The following is a 24121-nucleotide window of genomic DNA, read 5'->3' as shown; positions in this document are numbered from 1 at the left end:
GCGCTGTTCTAGCATCGTTTGCATGACCTAAACAACCTCTCCAAGAAGGGAGCTGCTCATGGATTTTGCCTATTCGCCCAAGGTTCAGGAACTGCGTGAACGCGTCACCGCGTTTATGGATGCTTACGTTTACCCCGCCGAGCCGGTGTTTGAACGCCAGGTCAGCGAAGGTGACCGCTGGCAGCCCACTGCGATTATGGAAGAGCTCAAGGCCAAGGCTAAGGCCGAAGGCCTGTGGAACCTGTTCCTGCCGGAATCCGAACTGGGCGCTGGCCTGACCAACCTGGAATACGCGCCGCTCGCCGAAATCATGGGCCGCTCCCTGCTGGGGCCGGAGCCGTTCAATTGCTCGGCACCCGACACCGGCAATATGGAAGTGCTGGTGCGCTACGCCAACGAAGAGCAGAAACAACGCTGGCTGGAGCCGCTGCTGCGTGGCGAGATCCGTTCGGCGTTCGCCATGACCGAACCCGATGTGGCGTCTTCCGACGCCACCAACATGGCCGCCCGCGCCGAGCGCCAGGGTGACGAGTGGGTGATCAACGGTAAGAAGTGGTGGACCTCCGGCGCGTGCGACCCGCGCTGCAAGATCCTGATCTTCATGGGCCTGAGCAACCCGGATGCGCCGCGCCACCAGCAGCACTCGATGATCCTGGTACCGGTGGATGCGCCCGGGGTGAAAATCGTCCGGCCGCTGCCGGTGTTCGGCTACGACGACGCGCCCCATGGGCATGCCGAAGTCCTGTTTGACAACGTGCGTGTGCCGTACGAAAACGTCCTGCTGGGTGAAGGCCGCGGCTTTGAAATTGCCCAGGGGCGCCTTGGCCCGGGCCGTATCCATCACTGCATGCGCTCGATTGGCATGGCTGAACGGGCCCTGGAGTTGATGTGCAAGCGTTCGGTCAGCCGCACCGCCTTCGGCAAACCGCTGGCGCGCCTGGGTGGCAATATCGACAAAATCGCCGACTCGCGGATGGAAATCGACATGGCACGCCTGCTGACGTTAAAGGCCGCCTACATGATGGATACGGTCGGCAACAAAGTGGCGAAAAGTGAAATCGCCCAGATCAAGGTCGTGGCGCCGAATGTGGCCCTGAAGGTGATTGACCGGGCGATCCAGATCCATGGCGGTGCCGGGGTCTCCAATGACTTCCCGCTGGCCTACATGTACGCCATGCAACGTACCCTGCGCCTGGCCGACGGCCCGGATGAAGTGCACCGGGCGGCGATTGGCAAGTTCGAGATTGGCAAATATGTGCCTAAAGAACTGATGCGCAGCGGCCAGTAGGACCGAGTCGCCGGTATCTCGGGCAAGCCCGCCCCCACATTGTGATCGCACGCGGTCAGTGTGGGAGCGGGTTTGCCCGCGATTGCGGTGGGCCAATCCACACCCGTCTTCAGGTTTCAATAAACCCAGACCTCCACCCGGCGATTCTTGATCCGCCCCTCATCCACGGTATTCGCCGCTACCGGCATCTCGGCGCCGAAGCCGCGAATATCGCGCAACACCACACCACTTTTGACTAACTCTCGGCGTACCGCCATTGCCCGCAGCTTGGACAGCAGGTCGGCGCGTTGCGGATCATCCTTGGCGTCACCAAACCCCACCAGCGTGACGCGCTTGTCCCGTTTATCGTGGCTATCTATATAAGCCACCACGCGGGCAAGGTCCTGGCGCGCCTTGTTGTCCAGGCTGGCGCTGCCTTCTTCGAAGCGAAAATTCACCGTCAGGCGCTGCGCCTCGCGGGCAATGGCCTGGTAGTCGGCTGGCATCGGCGCCCGTGGCTGCACGGTGATGGCCTGGACCTGCTGGGCGATAAAACCATTGGCCGCCACGATGGCCTGGCCTTGGGCGCTCTGGGTAAAGTCCACCAGCGCTTCGGCCCAGGGATTGCTGTTGTTGGGCGGCAGATAGAAAAACAAGCGGCGCGACAGCGGGTAGTCTTCGGTGGCGATCAGGCTGCTCTGCGGCAACATGGCTTGGGAGTCGCCATCGCTGATGGCCACCGCCTTGGCCTGACGCACATAAGGCAGGCCGATAAAGCCAATCCCCTGAGGATCCTGGCTGACTGCATCGGACAGTTGCTCGCTCGATTCAAAGCGCTGAGCCTTGCTGTCGAGGGTTTTGCCGCGACGGCTGAGCACCAGCTCCTTGAAGGTGTCGTAGGTGCCGGATTGATCATCGCGAGCATATAGGCGGATCTTCCCGCCGCTGCCGCCCAAGGCTTCCCAGGTGCTGATCTCGCCGCTGAAAATCCTCGCCAGTTGTTCGGTGGTCAACACCTGCAGCGGGTTGCGTGGGTGCAGGATGATTGCCAGGCCATCAATCGCGATCACCTGCTCGGCACCGGGGCTTTTCAGGTCACCCAGGGGCTCGAGGTCCACCAGTTCGCGGTCCTTGATCGGGCGTGACGCGGCCGCCAGGTCGGCCGCGGCCTGTTTCAGCGCGGCAAAGCCGGTGCTGGAACCATGGGCGGCGATCTCGACCAGTACCCGCTTGCCTTGGGGGCTGGTGCCGACGAGCCGCTCTTCGTTGGGGCGGGCGGGTGTTTCGCTGTGTACAGCCTTGAGACCCTGTTGCTCCAGCAAACCCCTGACCAGCGCCGGGCCCAACGCCGCGCCAATGGTGTTGGAGCCCTGGATGCGTAAGGCCGGGCCGTGTTCGGGAAAGGGTAGGGGCGTTGCAGAAACTGTAAGAGGAAAAACGCTGCAAAGTGTCAGCAGGTACAGAACGCGCAGCATCATGCCGGCACCTTCTCAAGCCAAAGGACGTGCGGGCAGATTAAGTCAGTAAGGTTGCCAAAATATGACTGACACCCAGCCGGTCCAAATGTGGGAGCAGGCTTACCTGCGAAGGCGGTGTGTCAGTCAACATATCTATCGACTGACCCAGCGCCATCGCAGGCAAGCCAGCTCCTACATTTTAGGGTGTGGTCGCAAAGATCAGCTCAGTTCCAGCCAGATCGGCGCATGGTCCGAGGGTTTTTCCAGGCCGCGCAACTCATAGTCCACACCCGCATCCTTGACTCGTGGCAACAGGCCGTTGGAGGCCATGATCAGGTCGATCCGCAGGCCACGCTTGGGTTCGTCTTCAAAGCCGCGGCTGCGGTAATCGAACCAGCTGAAGCGATCCGCCACGTCCGGGTTGAGGTGACGGAAGCTGTCGGTCAGGCCCCAGTTCTTCAGGCGCGCCATCCACTCGCGTTCTTCCGGCAGGAAGCTGCATTTGCCGGTCTTCAGCCAGCGCTTGGCATTGTCGGCACCGATGCCGATGTCGCAATCCTCGGGGGAAATATTCACGTCGCCCATCACCACCAATGCCTGGTCATTGCTGAACTGGCTCTCCAGCAGGTGTTGCAGATCTTCGTAAAAGCGCTGCTTGGCCGGGAACTTGGTCGGGTGGTCGCGGCTTTCGCCCTGGGGGAAATAGCCATTCATGATGGTGATCGGGTTGCCGTGTTCATCGGCGAAGGTGCCCCAGATAAAGCGGCGCTGGGCATCCTCTTCGTCGCTGGCAAAACCCTTGTGCAGGGCCAGCGGTTCCTGGCGCGAGAGCAGGGCGACGCCGTAGTGGCCTTTCTGCCCGTGGTAGTACACGTGATAGCCCAGGGCCTGGACTTCGGCCAGCGGGAACTGCTCGTCGTGGACTTTGGTTTCCTGCAGGCCAATCACGTCGGGTTGATGTTTGTCGATCAGGGCCGCCAGCTGATGAGGCCGGGCGCGCAGCCCGTTGATATTAAAAGAGACGATTTTCATGGTCGGCAGTCCAGTCTGGCAAAAGGGCGATGCTAGCCGACAAGTCGGACGGGGGCCAGCGTGGCGGTAGGACAGATGCGCTGCTAATGTCTCTCAGGGAGCCAATGGCAGGGAACGACTCCGTTGCCCCGGGCTCGTAACAATAAGAGCGCGACCTTTTTGAGTGGCGCCCAGGGGAGATACGACTGATGCCCGACACCTCGACCGCCGTTGCCCAGGTGCACCTGCTCGATAGCGGCTATTCCCGCGAAGCGCGCTCGCTGCTGTACCACGCCTATCGGCATGAGCCGACCTTTGCCTACCTGTTCGAAGCTGAACGCTCAGGGTACGAGCAGCGGGTCCGCGCGACGGTGCGCGAGCTGGTCAAGCAACACTTTCTCCAGGAACTGCCGGCCATCGGCCTGTTGGTCAATGACCGCCTGATTGGCATCGCCCTGATTGCCCCGCCGCAACGGCGCCTGGGCATCACGGAAAGCTGGGCCTGGCAATTGCGCATGTGGCTGAGCACCGGTTTCAGGTGCACCCGGCGCTACCTCGAATACCATCAGGCGGTGCTGGCGTGCTTGCCATCGGAGTCGGTACATGTGCTGCCGCTGCTGGGGGTCCACCCGCAATTCCAGGGCAAGCATTACGGCGAACAACTGCTGGAAGCCGTGCATAACTGGTGCGCCGAAGACCCGCATTCACAAGGGGTGGTGCTGGACACCGGCAATCCGCTGTACCTGGAGTTCTACAAACGCCAGGGCTATGCCGAAGTGGCAGAGGTGGCTGTAGGACCCATTCTGGAGCATGTGTTTTTTCACCCGAATCCCCAGGTGTTACAACCTGCAACGCCTTAACCCAGAATTATTCAGACAATTCCAGGTTCTAAGGTGCTCCTCAGCTCGTGTAGCATCCGCGCCTATGAAGTTTCCAAATAAAATTACCAGCGGCTTGATCCTGCTGTTCACAAGCTGCGGCGCCTTGGCACAAAGCGAACTGGACGTGCGGGTCAAGCCTTCAAACGATGCGCTGAAGGCCAATATCGAAGGCTATATCGGCGGGGTTGGCGAGCGTGACGAAGAGGCCTTGCAGCGCTTCAGTCGCGGTGCCGAGGAGCAGGCGCGCAAGGCCGCCCAGGCACTGGGTTTTTATCAGCCGCAGATTGCCAGTGAGGTAAAGCCCGGCAAGAATCCGCGTCTGATCCTCAGCATTGACCCCGGCGAACCGGTGCATTTACGCAATGTCACGATTCGCGTCGACGGCCCGGCGGCCGAGCTCAAATCCTTCCGTGTGCCCGACAGCAAAGACCTCAAGTCCGGCGCCGTACTCAACCATGGCCATTACGAAGACGCCAAGCGCCTGATCCAGAACCAGGCCTCGCGCTTCGGCTATTTCAGTGGCCGCTTCACTCGTCAGACACTGTCCGTCGACCCCCAGGCGGGCGTGGCCGATATCGAACTGGTCTACGACAGCGGCCCGCGCTATACCCTCGGCAAGGTCAACTTTGCCGGCGATACCCCCTTTGATGAAGAGCTGTTGCAACGCATGGTGCCGTTCAAGAGTGGCGCACCCTACGATTCCGAACTGATCGCCGAACTGAACCAGGCCCTGCAATCGAGCGGCTATTTCGAGGGCGTGCGCGTGGATGCCGCCCCGGCAGCGGCGGCCAATGATGTGATCCCGGTGGCGGTCCAACTGGAAACCCGTAAACCGCGGACCATGGGCCTGGGCCTGGGTTTTTCCACTGACGTCGGCCCGCGTGGCAAGGCCAACTGGACACGGCACTGGGTCAACCCCCAGGGGCACAGCTATGGCTGGGAGGCCGAGTTGTCGGCGCCCCGGCAGAACGTCGGCCTGTGGTACGACATTCCCCTTGATCCGCCGCTCACCGACAAGCTGCGTTTTGCCGGCGGCTATCAGAATGAAGAGCTGGCCAATACCGACACCCTCAGCAAGCTGCTCACCCTCGGCCCGGAATGGCACAGCAAATTGCCCAGCGGCTGGACACGGGTGATCTCGCTCAAATGGCAGCGCGAAGAATATCGCCTGGGGGACGACTCCGGCTTGAGCAATTTGCTGATGCCCGGTATCAGCTATTCCTACCTGCGCAGCGATAACCGCATCGACCCGCATAATGGCTATCGCCTGCAGTTCGATACCAAAGTGGCCAAGGAAGGGCTGGGCTCTGATACCAACCTGCTGTACGGCACTGCGATGATCAAGGGCTTGACCACCGTGTGGGACAAGCACCGTTTCCTCGGCCGCGCGCAGTTTGGCGGCAGCGCCACCAACGGCTACAAGTCGGTGCCGCCGTCCCTGCGTTTCTTTGCCGGTGGCGACCAAAGTGTGCGTGGCTACGAGTACCAGACCCTGTCCCCGGAAAACAACAAGGGCGACCGCATCGGTGGCCGCTACATGGTGGCCTTGAGCGCCGAGTATCAATACTCCATCGCCGAAAAATGGCGGATCGCGACCTTTGTCGACCAGGGCAACTCCTTTAACACCCTTGAGTTGCCAAGCCTGAAAACCGGGGTCGGCGTCGGCGTGCGCTGGGTGTCTCCGGTCGGCCCGATTCGTCTTGACCTGGCCCATGCCCTGGAAGATCCGGGCGGCATTCGTTTGCACTTTTCCATGGGGCCTGAGCTGTGAAGCGTGGTTTGAAAATAGCGGGTCTGAGTGTGGCAGCGGTCGTTGCCTTGGTGCCGCTGGCGGTGTGGAGCGTACTGGGTACGCAAGTCGGCAGTCGCTGGGCCCTCGGCCAAGTCCCGGGGTTGAGCGTGGAAAACTTCCAGGGCCGTTTGGGTGGGCAATGGAGCGCCGACCAGGTGCTGTGGCAACAAGACAGCAGCCGCGTAGAGCTCAATGCCCCCAAATTCGACTGGTCGCCGGCGTGCCTGCTGCGCATGACCCTGTGCATCCGGCAACTGGACGTGGAGCAGATCAGCCTGCAATTGCCACCCAGCACCGAAGACAGCAGCGGCCCGATTACCCTGCCGGACTTGAACCTGCCCGTGGCGATCGAACTGGGCGACGTGCGCGTCGGCAGCCTGCTGTTCAACGGCAGCGAAGAACTCAAAGGCCTGCAACTGGCCGCGCATTGGACAGCCGAGGGCATGCAGATCGACGCGGTACATCTGCAACGCGACGACCTGGTGCTGGATCTCAGCGGTATGCTGCACCCCGCGGGCAATTGGCCGTTGACCGCGACCGGCAACCTGAGCCTGCCCTATGCCCCGGGCGGCGCGCCGTGGACGGTGGCGCTGAACGTGACCGGTGATCTGCTCAAGACCCTCAAGCTCGACGCCGACAGCACGGGCTACCTGCCGGCCAAACTTAGCGGCGAGCTGCAACCCCTGGTCGAGAACCTACCAGCACAGTTGCGCATCACCGCCGATGGCTTCAAACCTGCCGCCGACTTGCCGGATACCTTGCAGCTCAACCAACTGGACCTGACTGCCAAGGGCGACCTGGGCAAGGGCTATCAGTTGCTGGGCAAGGCTGTATTACCCGCAGAAAAGGGCCCGGTTGACCTGTTGCTGCAAGGCCGGGTCGATGCCAAGGGCGCGCAGCTCGCCGGCCTGGACCTGAATGCCGGGGACAAGCAAAGCCTCAAGCTCAGCGCCCAACTGGATTGGCAGCAGGGCTTCAGCGCAGACGCAAAAATCGACTGGCTGGACTTCCCCTGGCATCGCCTGTATCCGCTGATTGACGAGCCGCAAGTGGTGCTACGCACCTTCAACGGTGAAGTGTCCTATAAGGACGGCAACTACCTGGGCAATCTCAAGGCCGACCTCGATGGCCCGGCCGGCAAATTCAGCCTGGTCACGCCGTTCAGTGGCGACCTCAAGCAAGTGTTCCTGCCCGAGCTGAAATTGACCGCAGGCCAGGGCAAGGCCGAAGGGCACTTGAACCTGCAATTTGCCGAGGGCATCGCCTGGGATACGGCGCTGGACCTGTCGGCGTTGAACCCGGCGTACTGGGTCGCAGAGTTGCCCGGTACCCTGGCCGGGCCGCTGCGCAGCAAGGGCGAGTTCAAGAACGAACAACTCAAGCTCAACGCCGACCTTGACCTCAAGGGCCGCTTGCGCGGCCAAACGGCGGTGCTGGCCGCCAAGGCCGAAGGCGCGGGCGAGCAGTGGACCCTGGCCAACCTGGATATCCGCCTGGGTGACAACCGCATCAATGGCAGCGGCAGCCTGCAACAGCGCCTGGCCGGGCAGATCGACATCAAGCTCGCACGCCTGGCCCAGCTGTGGCCGCAGCTGCGTGGGCAGGTCAACGGTCGACTCGATGTGGCCGGTACTCTAAAGGCGCCCCAGGGCAAGCTCGACCTCAAGGGCCAGCAACTGGTGTTTGAAGACAACCGCCTGCAAGCCCTCACCCTGGACGCCACGCTTGATAACGCACAACGGGCGAAGATCGACCTCAAGGGCACCGGCATCCAGGCCGGTGATACCCAGCTCGGTACTTTGACCGCCAGCGCCCAGGGCGACATCAAAAACCAGAAAGTCCAACTGGACCTCATGGGCCCCCTGGTCAAACTGGCCCTGGCCCTGGACGGCACGCTCGACAAGGGTAACTGGCGCGGGCGCCTGGCCAGTGGCGAGGTGCAGGCCGGGGGCCAGGACTGGAAGCTGCAGGCCCCGGCGAAAATCGAGCGCATGGCCGACGGCAAGCTGACCTTCGCTGCCCATTGCTGGGTCTCCGGGCCCGCCAGCCTGTGTGGCGAAGACCAGCGACTGATGCCCGATCCCAAGCTGCGTTATCACCTCAAGCAGTTCCCCATCGACAGCCTGGCGCAGTGGCTGCCCAAGGATTTCGCCTGGCAAGGCAAGCTCAACGCCGATATCCAGCTTGACCTGCCGGCCAGCGGCCCTAAAGGCCTGATCGCGGTGGATGCCAGTGGCGGCACGTTGCGGGTCAAGGACAAGGACCAGTGGCTGGACTTCCCCTACGACACCCTCAAACTGGACACCACGCTCAACCCCACGCGCATTGATACCCAGCTGAATTTCCGCGGTGGCAAGCTCGGCGAGTTGCTGCTGCAGGCGCAGATCAACCCGCTGGCGAAAAACAAACCGATCTCCGGCAACTTCAGCCTTACCGGCCTGGACCTGGCGGTAGCGCGGCCGTTTGTGCCGATGGTGGAAAAACTCAATGGCAAGCTCAATGGCAGCGGGCGCATCTCCGGCGGCTTGTTGGCGCCGCAGGTCAACGGCAACGTCAACCTGATCGCCGGCGAGATTTCCGGACCCGAACTGCCCATCAGCCTTGAAGGCCTGAACGTGCAGGCCCTGATCGCCGGCGAAAGCGTGCAGCTCAACGGCGGTTGGCGCAGTGGCAAGGCCGGGCAGGGCAGCCTCAAGGGGCAGATCGACTGGGGCCGGGCCCTGGCCGTTGACCTCAGCCTGCAAGGCTCGCAACTGCCGGTCACGGTCGAGCCCTACGCCGAACTGGAAGTGGCGCCTGACCTGAAGATCACGCTCAAGGACGACAAGTTGGCGATTGCCGGCAATGTGCATATCCCGCGCGGTGATATCACTGTGCGTGAACTGCCGCCATCGACGGTCAAGGTCTCGGATGACACGGTGATCGTCGGCAGCCAGACCGAAGAGGGCAAGCCGCCGATGGCCATCGCCATGGACATCAACGTGGTCGTGGGCGAGGACCAGCTCAACTTTGCCGGTTTCGGCCTGACTGCCAAGGTCCAGGGCCAGGTGCATATCGGCGATAACCTGGACACCCGTGGCGAGCTGTGGCTCAACGACGGGCGCTACCGCGCCTATGGCCAGAGGCTGGATGTGCGGCGTGCGCGCCTGCTGTTCGCCGGGCCGCTGGACCAGCCATACCTGGATATCGAAGCCATCCGCAAGACCAACGACGTGATCGCCGGTATCCGCCTGAGTGGCAGTGCCGAGCAGCCGACCACGCAGATCTTCTCGGAGCCGGCCATGAGCCAGGAGCAGGCGCTGTCCTACCTGGTGCTGGGCCGTCCGTTGAGCACCACCGGCGAAGACAACAATATGCTGGCGCAAGCGGCACTGGGCCTGGGCTTGATGGGCAGTGCCGGCGTGACCTCGGACATTGCCAAGAACCTGGGGATCCAGGACTTTGAGCTGGACACCCAGGGCAGCGGCACCAACACGGCAGTGGTGGCCAGCGGCAAGATCACCGAGAAACTCAGCCTGCGTTACGGGGTCGGGGTGTTCGAGCCGGCCAGCACCATTGCCTTGCGTTACCTGTTGAGCAAGAGGGTGTACCTGGAAGTGGCCAGCGGCGTGGCCAGTTCATTGGATATCTTCTACAAGCGGGATTTCTGACGGTTAAAGGCACATCAAATGGTGGGAGCTGGCTTGCCAGCTCCCACCATTTTTTTGGGGTGCATTCAGCGCCTGATTACCAAGCAACCTAACTATTTATTTGACATTCGCTGCCTAGGCAGTAATATTTCGTCACACATTCACTGCCTAGGCAGTAATAAGGTGACTCCCGATGGAACACTTCACCCCGGAAAACTTCCATAACTGCCATCTCGGGCTGTTGCTGGGGCGCGCCGCGATTCTCAAGGACCGCATCATCGACACCCATATGGAACCCCACGGCATCACTGCCGCGCAGTTCAAGGTGTTGATCATCATGGCCCAGTTCGGCGTCGATACCCCGGCGGAGCTGTGCCGCAACCTGTCCCTGGACAGTGGCTCGATGACTCGCATGCTCGACCGCCTGGAGCAAAAAGACCTGCTGGCGCGCAAGCGCTCCGAGCAGGACCGGCGCCAGGTGCAACTGGTGCTGACCGCAGAAGGCCAGCGCCTGGCGGACATGCTGCCGCAGATCGGCGCCCAGGCCCTGAACCAGTTGGCTGGCGCACTCGAACCGGGGGAGTTGCAGACCCTGGAGCACATCCTGAAGAAAATCCTGATCGCTGCGGGTGATCCCATCACGTTGCAGCGGGTCGGGACTCAATGAACACGCCAGTCACGCGCGCTGAATAACGCAAGGTACTTGTCATGGCTACTGCCCAAGCAAACAACACCGCACACTCCCAACCCAACGACGGCAACCCGCGCAAACGCAAAATCATGTTGCTGGGCCTGGCGCTGATCGTCGTCCTTTGCGTCCTGGGCGTGTGGGGCTGGCACGAGCTGTATGGCCGTTGGAGCGAAAGTACCGACGATGCGTATGTGAACGGCAACGTGGTGGAAATCACCCCGCTGGTCACCGGTACCGTGGTCAGCATTGGCGCCGACGATGGCGACCTGGTCCACGAAGGCCAGGTGCTGATCAACTTCGACCCCAACGACGCCGCCGTCGGCCTGCAAAGTGCCCAGGCCAACCTGGCGCGCACGGTACGCCAGGTGCGTGGCTTGTACAGCAATGTGGATGGCATGAAAGCCCAGGTACAGGCGCAAAAAGCCCAGGTGCAAACCGCCCAGGACAACTTCAATCGCCGCAGAATCCTCGCCCAGGGCGGCGCGATTTCCCTGGAAGAACTGTCCCACGCCCGCGACGCCCTGAGCGCGGCGAGCAACTCACTGGCCAACCTGCAACAGCAACTCAATACCTCCACTGCGTTGGTGGATGACACGGTGATTTCGTCCCACCCGGATGTGCAGGCCGCTGCCGCGCAACTGCGCCAGGCCTACCTGACCAATGCGCGCAGCACCCTGATCGCACCGGTCACCGGCTACGTCGCCAAGCGCACCGTGCAACTGGGCCAGCGGGTCGAGCCGGGTACCGCGTTGATGGCGGTGATTCCCCTGGACCAACTGTGGATCGACGCCAACTTCAAGGAAACCCAACTGCGCCAGATGCGCATCGGCCAGCCGGTGGATATCGAGGCCGATCTCTACGGCAGCGACGTGAAGTACAGCGGCACCGTCGACAGCCTCGGCGCCGGTACCGGCAGCGCCTTTGCCTTGCTGCCGGCCCAGAACGCCACCGGCAACTGGATCAAGATCGTGCAGCGGGTTCCGGTGCGCATCCATATCAATGCCCAGGAGTTGGCCCAGCACCCGTTGCGGGTGGGCTTGTCGACCCAGGTGGAAGTCAATCTGCACGACCAGAGTGGCCCGGTACTGGCGCAACAACCGCCGCAAAAAGCCTCGTTCACCACCACCGTGTATGACCGCCAGTTGGCCGAGGCCGACGCGATGATCACCCAGTTGATCCATGACAACAGCGTGGCCGCGCCCAAGGCAGCACAACGCTGATGAGCAATAACGCCTCGTTCACGCCACCCAGCTTGCTGATGGCCACCATTGGCCTGTCCCTGGCGACCTTTATGCAGGTGCTCGACACCACCATCGCCAACGTGGCGTTGCCGACCATTTCCGGCAACCTGGGCGTGAGTTCGGAGCAGGGCACCTGGGTCATCACCTCTTTTGCCGTAAGCAATGCCATTGCGCTGCCATTGACCGGCTGGTTGAGCCGGCGCTTTGGTGAGGTGAAGCTGTTTTTGTGGGCGACCGTCCTGTTTGTGCTGGCCTCGTTCCTGTGTGGTGTCTCCACCTCGATGCCCGAGTTGATCGGCTTTCGCGTGCTGCAAGGCTTGGTGGCGGGCCCGTTGTATCCAATGACCCAAACCTTGCTGATTGCGGTCTATCCCCCCGCCAGGCGCGGCATGGCCTTGGCGTTGCTGGCGATGGTCACGGTGGTCGCGCCCATTGCCGGGCCTATTCTCGGCGGCTGGATTACCGACAGCTACAGCTGGCCGTGGATCTTCTTTATCAACGTGCCCATCGGGATATTTGCGGTGATGGTGGTGCGTGCGCAGCTCAAGAAACGCCCGGTGGTCACCAGTCATCAGCCGATGGACTATGTCGGGCTGCTGAGCTTGATCGTCGGCGTCGGTGCCTTGCAGATCATCCTCGACAAGGGCAATGACCTGGACTGGTTCGAATCCAATTTCATCATCATCGGCGCGGCCATTTCGGTGATCGCCCTGGCGGTGTTTGTGATCTGGGAAATGACCGACAAGCACCCGGTGGTCAACCTGCGCCTGTTTGCCCATCGCAACTTCCGCATCGGCACCATCGTCTTGGTGCTGGGCTACGCCGGGTTCTTTGGTATCAACCTGATCCTGCCGCAATGGCTGCAGACGCAGATGGGCTACACCGCGACCTGGGCCGGGCTGGCGGTGGCGCCGATCGGCATCCTGCCGGTGCTGATGTCGCCCTTTGTCGGCAAGTACGCGCACAAGTTCGACTTGCGGCTGCTGGCCGGCCTGGCGTTCCTGGCGATCGGCCTGAGCTGCTTTATGCGCGCCGGCTTCACCAATGAAGTGGACTTCCAGCATATCGCCCTGGTGCAGCTGTTCATGGGTATCGGCGTGGCGCTGTTCTTTATGCCTACCTTGAGCATCCTGATGTCCGACCTGCCGCCGCACCAGATCGCCGACGGCGCAGGCCTGGCGACCTTCCTGCGGACCCTGGGCGGCAGCTTTGCGGCATCGCTCACCACCTGGATCTGGATTCGCCGCGCGGACCAGCACCATGCCTATATGAGCGAGAGTATGAGCGTGTACGACTCGGCTACCCGCGATGCGCTGAACACCCTGGGCGGTGCGGGGCACAAGGCCTATGCGCAACTGGACCAGATCCTCACCAGCCAGGCGTACATGATGTCCACCGTGGATTACTTCACGCTGCTGGGGTGGATGTTCATGGGCTTGATCCTGCTGGTGTGGCTGGCCAAGCCGCCGTTTACTGCGAAGGCGGGGCCGGCGGCATCAGGGCACTGATCTTGACGTGTTCGCGGTTAAAAATGTGGGAGCGGGCTTGCTCGCGATAGCGGTGTGTCAGTCACCTAAATTGTCGACTGACACGCCGCTATCGCGAGCAAGCCCGCTCCCACATTTGCTTCGTGTTGTTTGCAAGTCAGGCGCCAGGCAACGCCAACTGCGGATTGACGAAGTCAAACGCCGCCAGTTGAAACCCTTGCTCATCCACCTGCAACGCCCAACCCTGCTTGTCCCAATCTCCCAGCACAATGCGCTTGGCCGCCTGCTCGCCAATCTGCAACTTGTGAATGGCCGGGCGGTGGGTGTGGCCGTGGACCAGGGTGCGCACGCCGAAGGCTTGCATCACCCGTGGCACTTCCTCGGGCGTTACATCGACAATATCGTTGGCCTTCATGCGTACCTGGGCACGGCTTTCACTGCGCAGCTTGTGCGCCAGTTTATGGCGGGTGCGCAAGGGCAGGTGGCGCAGGATAAACAGCACGATGGGATTACGCAGGATGCGCCGCAGCTTCATATAGCCGAGGTCGCGGGTACACAGGCTGTCGCCGTGCATCAACAGCACGGGCTCGCCATACAGCTGCACGACGGTAGGGTCCTTGAGCAACGTTGCGCCTGCGGCTTTGCAGAACGCCTTGCCGATCAGGAAATCCCGGTTGCCGTGCATCAGGAATACTTGGGTGCCACTGTCGCTCAGTTCACGTAGAGCCGCGCAAATCGAACGCTGGAACGGGGTCATGCCATCGTCACCAATCCAGGCTTCGAAAAAGTCCCCCAGGATGTACAACGCTTGCGCGCCACGGGCGCGGCCGTGGAGTAAATCCAGAAACGCCCGGGTAATGTCCGGGCGCTCCTCTTCCAGATGCAAGTCTGAAATCAGCAGTATCACGCAACGATCTCGGCTTTCTCGATGATCACGTCTTCTGCTGGTACGTCCTGGTGACCGCTTTTCGTGGTGGTGGAAACACCCTTGATCTTGTCCACGACGTCGGTGCCTTCGGTGACTTTACCGAATACCGCGTAGCCCCAACCCTGTACGGTCTTGGCGCTGTGGTTGAGGAAGCCGTTGTCAGCCACGTTGATGAAGAACTGCGCGGAGGCCGAATGCGGCTCCATGGTACGGGCCATGGCGACGGTGTACTTGTCGTTGGAAAGGCCGTTGTCCGCTTCGTTCTGGATGCTTGGACGCTTGTCTTTCTTTTCTTTCATGCCAGGCTCGAAACCGCCGCCCTGGACCATGAAGTTGCCGATGACACGGTGGAAAACAGTGTTTTCGTAGTGGCCGGCGTTAACGTACTCGATGAAGTTGGCGACGGTGATCGGCGCTTTCTCGGCGTTCAGCTCGATGACGATGTCACCGTGGTTGGTGGTCAGTTTGACTTGAGTCATGTTCATTACTCTTTTCAGGGAATTCGTGGGTTCGGACGCCTGGGCACCTTACCGGGTTGGCTAAACTGCGGCCAAGGCGCGCAGTTTAGCGTGCCTGTCAGGAATTTCGAGGTGGTTTTTTACCGCCCATGCAATAAATGCAGCAGTTTTTGGCCATGCCCTGTCAGGTGCTTGACGGCATCGGCTATGATAAGCCCTTTGTTTGTCTGGCCCGACCCGGCCACGTACCTGTCTGTTCAAGGATCCTATGAGCAAGCCCACTGTCGACCCTACCTCGAATTCCAAGGCCGGACCTGCCGTCCCGGTCAATTTCCTGCGCCCGATCATCCAGGCGGACCTGGATTCGGGCAAGCACACGCAGATCGTCACCCGTTTCCCACCTGAGCCCAACGGTTACCTGCACATCGGCCACGCCAAGTCGATCTGTGTGAACTTCGGCCTGGCCCAGGAGTTCGGTGGCGTAACGCACCTGCGTTTCGACGACACCAACCCGGCCAAGGAAGACCAGGAATACATCGACGCCATCGAAAGCGACATCAAGTGGCTGGGCTTCGAATGGTCCGGTGAAGTGCGCTACGCCTCCAAGTATTTCGACCAGTTGTTCGACTGGGCCGTGGAACTGATCAAGGCTGGCAAGGCCTACGTCGACGACCTGACGCCTGAGCAGGCCAAGGAATACCGTGGCACCTTGACCGAGCCGGGCAAGAACAGCCCGTTCCGCGACCGTTCGGTAGAAGAGAACCTGGACTGGTTCACCCGCATGCGCGACGGCGAGTTCCCGGACGGCGCCCGTGTATTGCGGGCCAAGATCGACATGGCCTCGCCGAACATGAACCTGCGCGACCCGATCATGTACCGCATCCGCCACGCCCATCACCACCAGACCGGTGACAAGTGGTGCATCTACCCCAACTATGACTTCACCCACGGTCAGTCGGACGCCATCGAAGGCATTACCCACTCCATCTGCACCCTGGAGTTCGAAAGCCATCGCCCGCTGTACGAATGGTTCCTCGACAGCCTGCCGGTGCCGGCGCACCCGCGTCAGTACGAATTCAGCCGCCTGAACCTGAACTACACCATCACCAGCAAGCGCAAGCTCAAGCAGTTGGTCGATGAGAAGCACGTACATGGCTGGGACGACCCACGCATGTCGACGCTGTCGGGCTTCCGCCGTCGTGGCTACACCCCGGCGTCGATCCGCAATTTCTGCGACATGGTCGGCACCAACCGCTCCGACGGCGTGGTTGACTACGGCATGCTCGAGTTCAGCATCCGTCAGGACCTCGACGCGAACGCCCCGCGCGCCATGTGCGTGCTGCGTCCGTTGAAAGTCGTGATCACCAACTACCCGCAAGACCAGGTCGAGCACCTCGAACTGCCGCGTCACCCGCAAAAAGAAGAACTGGGCGTGCGCAAGCTGCCGTTCGCCCGTGAAATCTACATCGACCGCGATGACTTCATGGAAGAGCCGCCCAAGGGCTACAAGCGCCTGGAGCCGAACGGCGAAGTGCGCCTGCGTGGCAGCTACGTGATCCGTGCCGACGAAGCCATCAAGGACGCCGATGGCAACATCGTCGAACTGCGTTGCTCCTACGATCCTGAAACCCTGGGCAAGAACCCTGAAGGCCGCAAGGTCAAAGGCGTGGTGCACTGGGTACCGGCCGCGGCCAGCGTCGAGTGCGAAGTGCGCCTGTACGATCGCCTGTTCCGCTCGCCTAATCCCGAGAAGGCCGAAGACAGCGCCAGCTTCCTGGACAACATCAACCCTGACTCCCTGCAAGTACTTACGGGTTGTCGTGCCGAACCGTCTTTGGGCGACGCACAGCCGGAGGACCGTTTCCAGTTCGAGCGCGAAGGCTACTTCTGCGCGGATATCAAGGACTCGAAACCTGGTCAGCCGGTATTCAACCGTACCGTGACCTTGCGTGATTCGTGGGGCCAGTGATCAAGTCTTAAGGGAAACATCGTGCTAACGATCTACAACACGCTCAGCAAGACCAAAGAAGTCTTCAAGCCGCTGGACGGCAACAAGGTGCGCATGTACGTGTGCGGCATGACCGTGTACGACTACTGCCACATCGGCCACGGCCGCAGCATGGTTGCTTTCGACCTGGTGACCCGCTGGTTGCGTTTCAGCGGCTACGACTTGACGTACGTGCGCAACATCACCGACATCGACGACAAGATCATCAATCGCGCCAATGAAAACGGCGAGTCGTTCGACGCGCTGACCGAGCGCATGATCGCCGCCATGCACGAGGACGAGGCGCGCCTCAATATCCTCAAACCAGACATGGAGCCGCGCGCCACGGACCATATCCCGGGCATGCACGCGATGATCCAGACCTTGATCGACAAGGGCTACGCCTACGCCCCGGGCAATGGCGACGTGTACTACCGCGTCGCCAAGTTCATGGGCTACGGCAAGCTGTCGCGCAAGAAAATCGAAGACCTGCGCATCGGCGCCCGCATCGAAGTCGACGAAGCCAAGCAAGACCCGCTGGACTTCGTGCTGTGGAAAGGCACCAAGCCCGGCGAGCCGAGCTGGGAATCCCCCTGGGGCGCTGGGCGTCCGGGCTGGCACATCGAATGCTCGGTGATGTCCACCTGCTGCCTGGGCGAGACGTTCGACATTCATGGCGGCGGCAGCGATCTTGAGTTCCCGCACCACGAAAACGAAATCGCCCAAAGCGAAGCGGCCACCGGCAAGACCTATGCTAACGCGTGGATGCATTGCGGCATGATTCGCATCAATGGCGAGAAGATGTCCAAGTCCTTGAACAACTTCTTCACCATCCGCGACGTGCTGGAAAAGTACCACCCGGAGGTTGTGCGTTATCTGCTGGTATCGAGCCATTACCGCAGTGCCATCAACTACTCGGAAGACAACCTCAAGGACGCCAAGGGCGCCCTGGAGCGGTTCTACCACGCGTTGAAAGGCCTGCCGGTTGTGGCGCCGGCCGGTGGCGAGGCGTTTGTTGAACGCTTCACTACCGTGATGAACGACGACTTCGGCACCCCCGAAGCCTGCGCCGTACTGTTCGAGATGGTCCGCGAGATCAACCGCCTGCGCGAGAGCGATCTCGCCGCAGCGGCCGGCCTGGCGGCACGCCTCAAGGAACTGGCCAGCGTGCTGGGCGTGTTGCAAATGGAAGCGGACGACTTCCTGCAAGCCGGCGCCGAAGGGCGTGTGGACGCAGCCGAAGTCGACGCCTTGATCCAGGCCCGCCTGAATGCCCGTGCCAACAAGGACTGGGCAGAATCCGACCGCATCCGCGACCAACTCACCGCCATGGGCGTGGTATTGGAAGACGGCAAGGGCGGGACGACCTGGCGCTTGGCTGACTGACGGCTGATGCCTGCATGAATAAAAACGCCCCGACTGGTTCGGGGCGTTTTTGTTTGTGGCGGTGTTGCGAGTCAACGCTGCTCGATGGCATACCGGCTCTGGACAAAGCCATTGTCCGAGGTACAGGTAGCGATGTGGCGAAGCTCACATTCACGACCGACGTGACTGAACAAGGGAACTCCCTGGCCCAGCAGAATCGGAATGCGGGTGATGATCAACTCACTGAGCAGGCCTGCTTCAAGAAATGCCTGGATGGTCTGGCCGCCGTCGATATAAAGATGTTTCATGCCGCGCTCGGCCAGTTGGTCGACGAGCATGCTCACATCGGCTGCCAACATCTCCACCTTGCCCTGTAGGTGCGCAGGAATCTCTAAGGTCTTGTGAGAAAGCGCTATGACGGGCGTGCCCTCATAGGGCCACTCTGGAAAGGACAGTACTTTTTCCAGGGTCTTGCGCCCCATGACCAACCCGTCGACTGTTGCGATGAAGCTTTCATAAGTGATGCCATTCAAGCCCGAACTTTCATATTCCGGTCGGTGCAGCCACTCAATATCCCCATCTGGTCGGGCAATAAAACCGTCAATGCTTGCTGCGATAAAGACGGAACATTTGATCCTCATGGGTGGTAAAACTCCTTTTTTATCAAGTGGAATCAAGACGGTATCACTTTAGCGCCTGCACGTTGGCGGCGAATGGCGGAGCGACGTGGTGGTTGAGCCGACGCAAGGTCCTCCGAAGCGTTGATCAACAACGTCTTTGCATCTGTTCCTTTGCGCACGATGAAGATGCCATGGTCTTCAGCAGACCGCTTTGTTTCAGTAGGAGGGTTCAGCGGTGAGCCGCTGCGTGAAGCGAGGTTGAGTCTGATGGCGGGCTTGGGCTGTGTTTGATCATGGTAAAGCTCCTAGAGGTTGGAGCTACTACCCATCGCTGCGAAACCCGGTCGCTGAATTTGCAGCGACTGCCGAAGATTATGGGGGGCTTCCGAGTGGTAACCCTAAAACGCTGTCGGAAATATCTGAGGGGTAGGGGGCGAAGTTCTTAAATGCGTTTAGATAAATCCTCCTTTTTGTCCAGGGTTACCAGGTGGATGGGTCCTCCTGGCTGGCTTTGTCCAGATCGTCTTTCCATTTATCACTGGCTAATCTATAAACTTCCTCAAAAAACTCTCGAGGATCCTCTATTTCATCTTCATTCCAGGCCATGCTTGTATATTCATCATGGTTGTCCTCAAAGAAAGCGTTGAAATTAAAATTTTTGCTGTCTAGAGAGTGTTTCAAGGCTTTCATAAGAGTGTATCTGTGCCTGTATGAAAGCTGCTCGTCTGGGTCAAGACAGTATTTGAGTATAAGTTTTTTTCTGTCTTTTGGGTTGTTTGGGTTGTACTTTGAGAGTTCAACCCCTTTGGTCTCTTCTTGGTCGTAAATGTCAAAAACACCTACAAAATAATTCAAGCTCGCATCGAAAGGTATATGGCTGGAAAAAGGGTGAAATAGCACTTTTGTATTCCTTTTCTGGGGGATAGCGTGAATGGTGTTCCATCTTTATGAAACTTCATTTCGGCACCGTTCATGGCTTAATTTAAAATCGGATTTTGCGGATCCCTTCTGCGAAAAGGGGGCGGATCTACTTAACGAAGTGTACAGATAACGACTATAAGCGTTTGCCGAGCACCACGCCTTAGTGGTTGGCTTCATTCAGACACACTAATTAAGTGGGGCATTAATGACGGGCTTGTTTTTTATTGGCTAGGGATTAAATATGTCCGTCACTTTTATCACTCACATTATTAATGTTTAAATGGCTAAGGGTTTCTGAGATTTGAGCCAAAGCTTCGAGTCTGTCTAGAATGTTTAGATTGACGGAAGCTTTTACAGTGCTCCAATCTATCTTGCTTCCTGCGAACGTGAATTTTCTTGTATTTCATCAATTAGCTTTGCTTCTTCAGTTTTAGATAGCTCATTTTTTCGCAAACCTTCTGTTTATTTTGAGAACTGGTTCTGCAGAACCTTGGAACAGATAGTGAGTCCCTTTTTTCTTTCCCGACCAGACGTTTGCGTGAGAGCCATTTCGCTCATCACGCAGTAGTGGATGGTTTATCCAAGCACACAAACTCAGGGCGCATAGGCGATCAATGGCGGATCTACTACTGCATCGACTCGCCATCAAATAGATTCGTCCCGTACTGTATGTCACTTTGGTTTTTAAGCCCAGAGCACGCAATCATGGTCATCCAGATGAACCAAAAACGATAGATCATGATCGGTGACCCAGAACGGATAACCAGTTGTTTCGCTTATTAACAGCGCAAGGTCTTGTGCGTTTTCGAGTTTCCATGCTCTGTGACCCGTGTCAAAAACCAAAAGTATGAGGTCGTTTTTTTTTATGCGGTCTGGTATTTCCTTCCAAAAGTCAGGGTTGTGCTCGGTGCATTTCTCGTTGAAATCGACTGGATCTAGTACATTTTTTTCTGTTTTAAAGTATTTTTTGGTTAAGGTGGATATTAATGTTGCGATCTCTTCAGAATTGAGCTTCTTTGAGGAGATTTTCAACGTGTTTATAGTTTCGTCTAATTCTTCTTCTAGATAATTCATCATGGTTCTCCGATTCTTGAGCGGCTAACTGGAAGTAACTCTAAAAGTATATGGCCCCTTACTGCACCACCACCTGCCCTTTTTCCGGCAGTTTGGTAACCAATATGAGGTGATTGAGGACCTTTTTTGCTAGAAACAAGCGTTGGGTCATCAATGTTGACTTCCGTTCCTCTGTTTGGCCCTTTCTGTACACGCCACTCGGTTGGGAAGGTTTTTCCGTATTTGTCCTTTCCCCACTTGGTCACGCTGTAATCGTCCTTGGAGACCCCTATCCGGCGAAATGCATTGCGAAAAGGGGGCGGATCTATTTAACAAAGTGTAAAGATAACGACTATAATTGTTTGCCGAGCACCAGGCCTTAGTGGTTGGCTTCATTCAGACACACTACTTAAGGGGGGCATTAATGACGGGCTTGTTTTTTATTGGCTAGGAATTAAATATGTCCGTCACTTTTATCGGGCTGCGAAACCCGGTCGCTGAATTTGCAGCGACTGCCGAAGATTATGGGGGGTGTCTTCCCAGTGGCAACCCTAAAACGCTGTCGGAAATATCTGAGAGGGGATTGATATATAACCCTTCCGGTAGTTGGTTAAAGGAACGGACCTATTTAGCGCCCTGCGGGAGCAATGGCCGTTTGCCGCCGCTCAACGCGTTTTGGTGTTGATTCATAGTGGGCAATGGTGGGCCTATTACTAAATTTACTAGCGATTAAATAGGTTCGTTCCTTTTGTTCCGGTTTTTATCAAGGTTTCTGGAAAAATAAGTTGGAAGTTGAGCCCTGAATTTTCTTTGCTTTTCCTTTTTCTACGTACTCGCTGAACTCTCGCTCGAGCGTCGTCTTGTTAGTGTGTTTTTTGTATTTTTTTGGAACTTCGCATGCGTAAATGTAAAGTCTCCATGAGTCGAAGCCATCAATTCGACCGTCGGGGCCGTAATCGAAGTCAATACATTTCTCGGATATGTAAACCCTACAGCCGATTCCATGTAGTTCGTACGTTGCGTCATCGCTGAGCTTTCCGCGCAGCGGGATTTTTTTTGAACGCCACAGTCCTAAGATATTTTTTGTACCAAAAGATAATTCAAGTAAGTTGGTTGCCTTTTCAACTTCCTCTAAGTATTCGCTGATTAGGTCTTCTAGCGTCTGAGTTTTCATTTTCTTGACCTTTCTAGCCTATCTGGTCCAGCGATTTTTGAAGAGTTCACTACGTCATTGATGCTGCTAAATGAGGTGTGGTGGTTTTCTATATTGTCAATCAGTCTTATGGTGACAAGTGTATGTGTTCGCCTTGCTGCAGACGCCCGATGGTGCCCATATTATATAATGCGAAAAGGGGGCGGATCTATTTAACAAAGTGCACAGATAACGACTATAAGCGTTTACCGAGCATCACGCCTTAGTGGTTGGCTTAATTCGGGCGCACAAGTTAAGGGGGCGCATTAATGACGGACTTATTTTTTATTGGCTAGGGATTAACTATTTCCGTCACTTTTATCGCTGATATGCAGGTTCTGGACAAGGCTGTCGATACTGGGCACATTAAAGTATTGACTTTCAAGTGAGTGGCTCTCGTCTAGACGTCTGTTGGGTAAAGTGAAATGTTTGTTGTTTTTAAGTTTACATACTTTGGAGTATGGTCGGGCTTTTCTTTCAGGTCTATAAGGATTGTTTAAGATCCAATGCGTAGGGCTGCGCAATTATCATCATTCCCTAAGATCAGTTCTGCAGTTATGTAGGTAATGCTGTCTATGATCTCTATTTTTTCCTCATGCTGGGGTGGTCGGGTAATATTATTGTTTCCAACAAAAAATATCATTCAGGTCGAATTCGACATCAATATACTCTCCGATTTTCGGTATCGGGCCTATCCACGTTGCTACACCACGTCCGGCAGATGTCTCATAATTAACATAAGATTTTTCGCGATGAGAAAATATATTTAGTGTTTTTACAATCATCTTATTTTTTTGTAGTGCGCTTTAATTGCTGGGTTGTCAATGTTCATTGTTTTGTTTTTTGGGGGAGTAAAAGGGAGCTATTATTGCATCGGCTTGCGATCAAATAGAATCGTTCCGTTTTTTACGTTTGGTAGTGTATGTGTTGTGTGTGCAGTCAAGTTTTTCAGCGGTATAGCTACCTGCAATTACTGTAAATATCACATCGCATCCGTCACTGGATGTGAAGCAATAACTTGTCCCTGTCTCGTTTGGATCTACTCGTGTTGCCTCTGCTGAGAGAGGCGTGTCAGTGGTTTCGTACATTTCGGATATTTCAGATCCGATCGCACCTATCCCTTGGAAGGCGATTAGTTTGTGGAAGGTTATTAGCCATAGCTGCTCCTGCCAGTCTGAAAACTCTATTGATAGCGTGCTTCTATCGCATATTAGTTTTTCTATTGTTCCGTCTGAAACGGGAAATTTCTTCATCTTAAGATCCTGGATGTTTTTCGCCCGGTAGAAACCCAGTTCCGTGCCCGGGCTGATAATTTTCAGGGGTGACCTTCAGTGGCGTATTTTGTTTTTCAGATTGCTTCCAGCTTAAGTCATTCGGCTTAAGCTCAATGTGATAGTGGTTGCCGTGATGTCTTGGACTAAAAGGGCCAGGATCTCCCGGGTGGCTTTCAAATCTAATGCGGGTATCTGTATTAGGCCTCCATTCCATTCGTTGGGTACCGTGTTTTGTTGTTGAAATCTTTGGCTGTACGCCTAAAGCCTCGGTAAAGTCATTTGGATCAGAAGGGAAGTGGGTGTAAGCATTCGGTATAGCAGGTGAGTTGTGGTCGGCTTCTATTTGCGATGTAGGGTCTTCGATACGAACGGCTGGTTTACACCCGCTTTCGCCCGGACACGTATTCAACCCCAACGGATCCACCCACCCCGTAGGGTTGGGCACATACAAATACCCGTTCACCCCACCCGCCAACTTCACCGGGTCGGGCGTCAGGTAGCGTCCGTTATCCGGATTGTAGTAGCGATGCCGGTTGTAGTGCAGCCCGCTTTCCCGGTCGAAATACTGCCCCTGAAAACGCAGCGGGTTATCGACGGTGCTCACGTCCAGCCGGGTGACTTTTCCGTAGGCTTGGTAATGGGCTGACCAGACGATTTTGCCGTCCGTATTCGTCAGTTCCTGCGGTGTACCCAGGTGGTCCAGCTGGTAGTGGTACGCCTGGGTATTGGCCGGACCAAACCCTTCCAGCAAGGCCAGCGGCCTGAAGCTATCAGGCTCGTAGAGATAGCTGCGATGCTGCCCCGCCGTGTGCTCGGCGATGACTTTGTCGCCTTGCCAGAAAAACTCAGTGGTTTTGCCATTGATCA

20 protein-coding genes are annotated in these 24121 nt (G+C 57.7%); 9 read left to right on the top strand and 11 right to left on the bottom strand.

The annotated features are described in order from the left end of the window. The first annotated feature begins 58 nt into the window (after positions 1-58). Positions 59-1288 carry an acyl-CoA dehydrogenase gene (locus HBR94_RS19755; protein ID WP_029298342.1) on the top strand — a complete coding sequence of 410 codons (1230 nt, stop codon included), beginning with the start codon at positions 59-61 and terminating at the stop codon, positions 1286-1288. A 116-nt stretch (positions 1289-1404) separates the two neighbouring features. On the opposite strand, the gene HBR94_RS19750 is transcribed toward HBR94_RS19755, so the two are convergent. Together HBR94_RS19750 and xthA are read right to left on the bottom strand one after the other, a co-directional pair. After that, positions 1405-2745 carry a phosphate ABC transporter substrate-binding/OmpA family protein gene (locus tag HBR94_RS19750; protein ID WP_057441570.1) on the bottom strand — a complete coding sequence of 447 codons (1341 nt, stop codon included), beginning with the start codon at positions 2743-2745 and terminating at the stop codon, positions 1405-1407. A gap of 198 nt (positions 2746-2943) precedes the next feature. Beyond that, positions 2944-3756 (bottom strand): exodeoxyribonuclease III, encoded by an 813-nt coding sequence (xthA, locus tag HBR94_RS19745; protein WP_057441571.1) that lies wholly within the window; start codon positions 3754-3756, stop codon positions 2944-2946. Between the two features lie 188 nt (positions 3757-3944). On the opposite strand from xthA, the gene HBR94_RS19740 reads away from it, so the two are divergent. The 6 genes from HBR94_RS19740 to HBR94_RS19715 all read left to right on the top strand — a co-directional run bounded on the left by HBR94_RS19740 (position 3945) and on the right by HBR94_RS19715 (position 13477). After that, positions 3945-4595 (top strand): GNAT family N-acetyltransferase, encoded by a 651-nt coding sequence (locus HBR94_RS19740; RefSeq protein WP_057441572.1) that lies wholly within the window; start codon positions 3945-3947, stop codon positions 4593-4595. Positions 4596-4659: 64 nt separating this feature from the next. Beyond that, a complete protein-coding gene (locus tag HBR94_RS19735; protein ID WP_057441574.1) occupies positions 4660-6387 on the top strand; it encodes an autotransporter assembly complex family protein in 1728 nt (575 codons plus the stop codon). Then, positions 6384-10058 (top strand): translocation/assembly module TamB domain-containing protein, encoded by a 3675-nt coding sequence (locus tag HBR94_RS19730; protein ID WP_170045416.1) that lies wholly within the window; start codon positions 6384-6386, stop codon positions 10056-10058. Before HBR94_RS19735 ends, HBR94_RS19730 begins: the two co-directional genes overlap by 4 nt. Before the next feature lie 172 nt (positions 10059-10230). Next, on the top strand, positions 10231-10704 hold the full coding sequence (locus HBR94_RS19725; protein WP_057441577.1) for a MarR family transcriptional regulator: 474 nt from the start codon (positions 10231-10233) through the stop codon (positions 10702-10704). Between the two features lie 41 nt (positions 10705-10745). After that, positions 10746-11948 (top strand): HlyD family efflux transporter periplasmic adaptor subunit, encoded by a 1203-nt coding sequence (locus tag HBR94_RS19720; protein WP_115128488.1) that lies wholly within the window; start codon positions 10746-10748, stop codon positions 11946-11948. Further along, complete coding sequence (locus tag HBR94_RS19715; RefSeq protein WP_057441580.1) at positions 11948-13477, top strand: DHA2 family efflux MFS transporter permease subunit; 1530 nt, start codon at positions 11948-11950, stop codon at positions 13475-13477. Before HBR94_RS19720 ends, HBR94_RS19715 begins: the two co-directional genes overlap by 1 nt. Before the next feature lie 136 nt (positions 13478-13613). On the opposite strand, the gene lpxH is transcribed toward HBR94_RS19715, so the two are convergent. Both lpxH and HBR94_RS19705 read right to left on the bottom strand, forming a co-directional pair. Further along, the gene (gene lpxH, locus HBR94_RS19710) at positions 13614-14363 is read right to left on the bottom strand and encodes a UDP-2,3-diacylglucosamine diphosphatase (protein WP_057960031.1); all 750 of its coding nucleotides are present in this window, start codon (positions 14361-14363) and stop codon (positions 13614-13616) included. After that, positions 14360-14863, bottom strand: a complete 504-nt coding sequence (locus tag HBR94_RS19705) for a peptidylprolyl isomerase (protein WP_057441582.1) — start codon at positions 14861-14863, stop codon at positions 14360-14362. Before HBR94_RS19705 ends, lpxH begins: the two co-directional genes overlap by 4 nt. Before the next feature lie 247 nt (positions 14864-15110). Here HBR94_RS19705 and HBR94_RS19700 point away from each other — a divergent pair, with 247 nt between their 5' ends. Beyond that, on the top strand, positions 15111-16811 hold the full coding sequence (locus tag HBR94_RS19700; protein WP_057960030.1) for a glutamine--tRNA ligase/YqeY domain fusion protein: 1701 nt from the start codon (positions 15111-15113) through the stop codon (positions 16809-16811). A 21-nt stretch (positions 16812-16832) separates the two neighbouring features. Beyond that, positions 16833-18215, top strand: coding sequence for a cysteine--tRNA ligase (cysS, locus tag HBR94_RS19695; protein WP_057441584.1), 1383 nt, complete (start codon positions 16833-16835; stop codon positions 18213-18215). A gap of 71 nt (positions 18216-18286) precedes the next feature. Here cysS and HBR94_RS19690 read toward each other — a convergent pair whose 3' ends face one another. The 7 genes from HBR94_RS19690 to HBR94_RS28740 form a co-directional block, all read right to left on the bottom strand. Beyond that, entirely contained in the window at positions 18287-18835 is a 549-nt protein-coding gene (locus HBR94_RS19690; protein WP_057441585.1) for a dihydrofolate reductase family protein, read from the bottom strand. Positions 18836-19294: 459 nt separating this feature from the next. Further along, positions 19295-19714 carry a hypothetical protein gene (locus HBR94_RS19685; RefSeq protein WP_057441586.1) on the bottom strand — a complete coding sequence of 140 codons (420 nt, stop codon included), beginning with the start codon at positions 19712-19714 and terminating at the stop codon, positions 19295-19297. A 705-nt stretch (positions 19715-20419) separates the two neighbouring features. Beyond that, complete coding sequence (locus tag HBR94_RS19680; protein WP_170045415.1) at positions 20420-20809, bottom strand: hypothetical protein; 390 nt, start codon at positions 20807-20809, stop codon at positions 20420-20422. Next, positions 20809-21117 (bottom strand): polymorphic toxin type 47 domain-containing protein, encoded by a 309-nt coding sequence (locus HBR94_RS19675; protein ID WP_115128486.1) that lies wholly within the window; start codon positions 21115-21117, stop codon positions 20809-20811. The genes HBR94_RS19680 and HBR94_RS19675 overlap by 1 nt, the downstream gene beginning before the upstream one ends. A gap of 434 nt (positions 21118-21551) precedes the next feature. After that, the gene (locus HBR94_RS19670; RefSeq protein ID WP_170045414.1) at positions 21552-21962 is read right to left on the bottom strand and encodes a hypothetical protein; all 411 of its coding nucleotides are present in this window, start codon (positions 21960-21962) and stop codon (positions 21552-21554) included. A 902-nt stretch (positions 21963-22864) separates the two neighbouring features. Beyond that, positions 22865-23233 carry a hypothetical protein gene (locus HBR94_RS19665; RefSeq protein ID WP_081044273.1) on the bottom strand — a complete coding sequence of 123 codons (369 nt, stop codon included), beginning with the start codon at positions 23231-23233 and terminating at the stop codon, positions 22865-22867. A gap of 1 nt (position 23234) precedes the next feature. Beyond that, a partial coding sequence (locus HBR94_RS28740; RefSeq protein ID WP_262383408.1) for an RHS repeat-associated core domain-containing protein occupies positions 23235-24121 on the bottom strand: 887 nt, incomplete at its 5' end.

Origin of the sequence: Pseudomonas sp. WS 5412, from assembly GCF_012985615.1 — a bacterium.
Taxonomy (GTDB): domain Bacteria; phylum Pseudomonadota; class Gammaproteobacteria; order Pseudomonadales; family Pseudomonadaceae; genus Aquipseudomonas; species Aquipseudomonas shahriarae.
This window is presented reverse-complemented; position numbering and strand designations above follow the sequence as displayed.

What these genes read in the sequence shown, in the direction of transcription:
- HBR94_RS19755 (WP_029298342.1), top strand. Translation starts at nt 59, where the DNA reads ATGGATTTTGCCTATTCGCCCAAGGTTCAGGAACTGCGTGAACGCGTC.
- HBR94_RS19750 (WP_057441570.1), bottom strand. Translation starts at nt 2,745, where the DNA reads ATGATGCTGCGCGTTCTGTACCTGCTGACACTTTGCAGCGTTTTTCCT.
- xthA (WP_057441571.1), bottom strand. Translation starts at nt 3,756, where the DNA reads ATGAAAATCGTCTCTTTTAATATCAACGGGCTGCGCGCCCGGCCTCAT.
- HBR94_RS19740 (WP_057441572.1), top strand. Translation starts at nt 3,945, where the DNA reads ATGCCCGACACCTCGACCGCCGTTGCCCAGGTGCACCTGCTCGATAGC.
- HBR94_RS19735 (WP_057441574.1), top strand. Translation starts at nt 4,660, where the DNA reads ATGAAGTTTCCAAATAAAATTACCAGCGGCTTGATCCTGCTGTTCACA.
- HBR94_RS19725 (WP_057441577.1), top strand. Translation starts at nt 10,231, where the DNA reads ATGGAACACTTCACCCCGGAAAACTTCCATAACTGCCATCTCGGGCTG.
- HBR94_RS19720 (WP_115128488.1), top strand. Translation starts at nt 10,746, where the DNA reads ATGGCTACTGCCCAAGCAAACAACACCGCACACTCCCAACCCAACGAC.
- HBR94_RS19715 (WP_057441580.1), top strand. Translation starts at nt 11,948, where the DNA reads ATGAGCAATAACGCCTCGTTCACGCCACCCAGCTTGCTGATGGCCACC.
- HBR94_RS19705 (WP_057441582.1), bottom strand. Translation starts at nt 14,863, where the DNA reads ATGACTCAAGTCAAACTGACCACCAACCACGGTGACATCGTCATCGAG.
- HBR94_RS19700 (WP_057960030.1), top strand. Translation starts at nt 15,111, where the DNA reads ATGAGCAAGCCCACTGTCGACCCTACCTCGAATTCCAAGGCCGGACCT.
- HBR94_RS19690 (WP_057441585.1), bottom strand. Translation starts at nt 18,835, where the DNA reads ATGAGGATCAAATGTTCCGTCTTTATCGCAGCAAGCATTGACGGTTTT.
- HBR94_RS19680 (WP_170045415.1), bottom strand. Translation starts at nt 20,809, where the DNA reads ATGAATTATCTAGAAGAAGAATTAGACGAAACTATAAACACGTTGAAA.
- HBR94_RS19670 (WP_170045414.1), bottom strand. Translation starts at nt 21,962, where the DNA reads ATGAAAACTCAGACGCTAGAAGACCTAATCAGCGAATACTTAGAGGAA.
- HBR94_RS19665 (WP_081044273.1), bottom strand. Translation starts at nt 23,233, where the DNA reads ATGAAGAAATTTCCCGTTTCAGACGGAACAATAGAAAAACTAATATGC.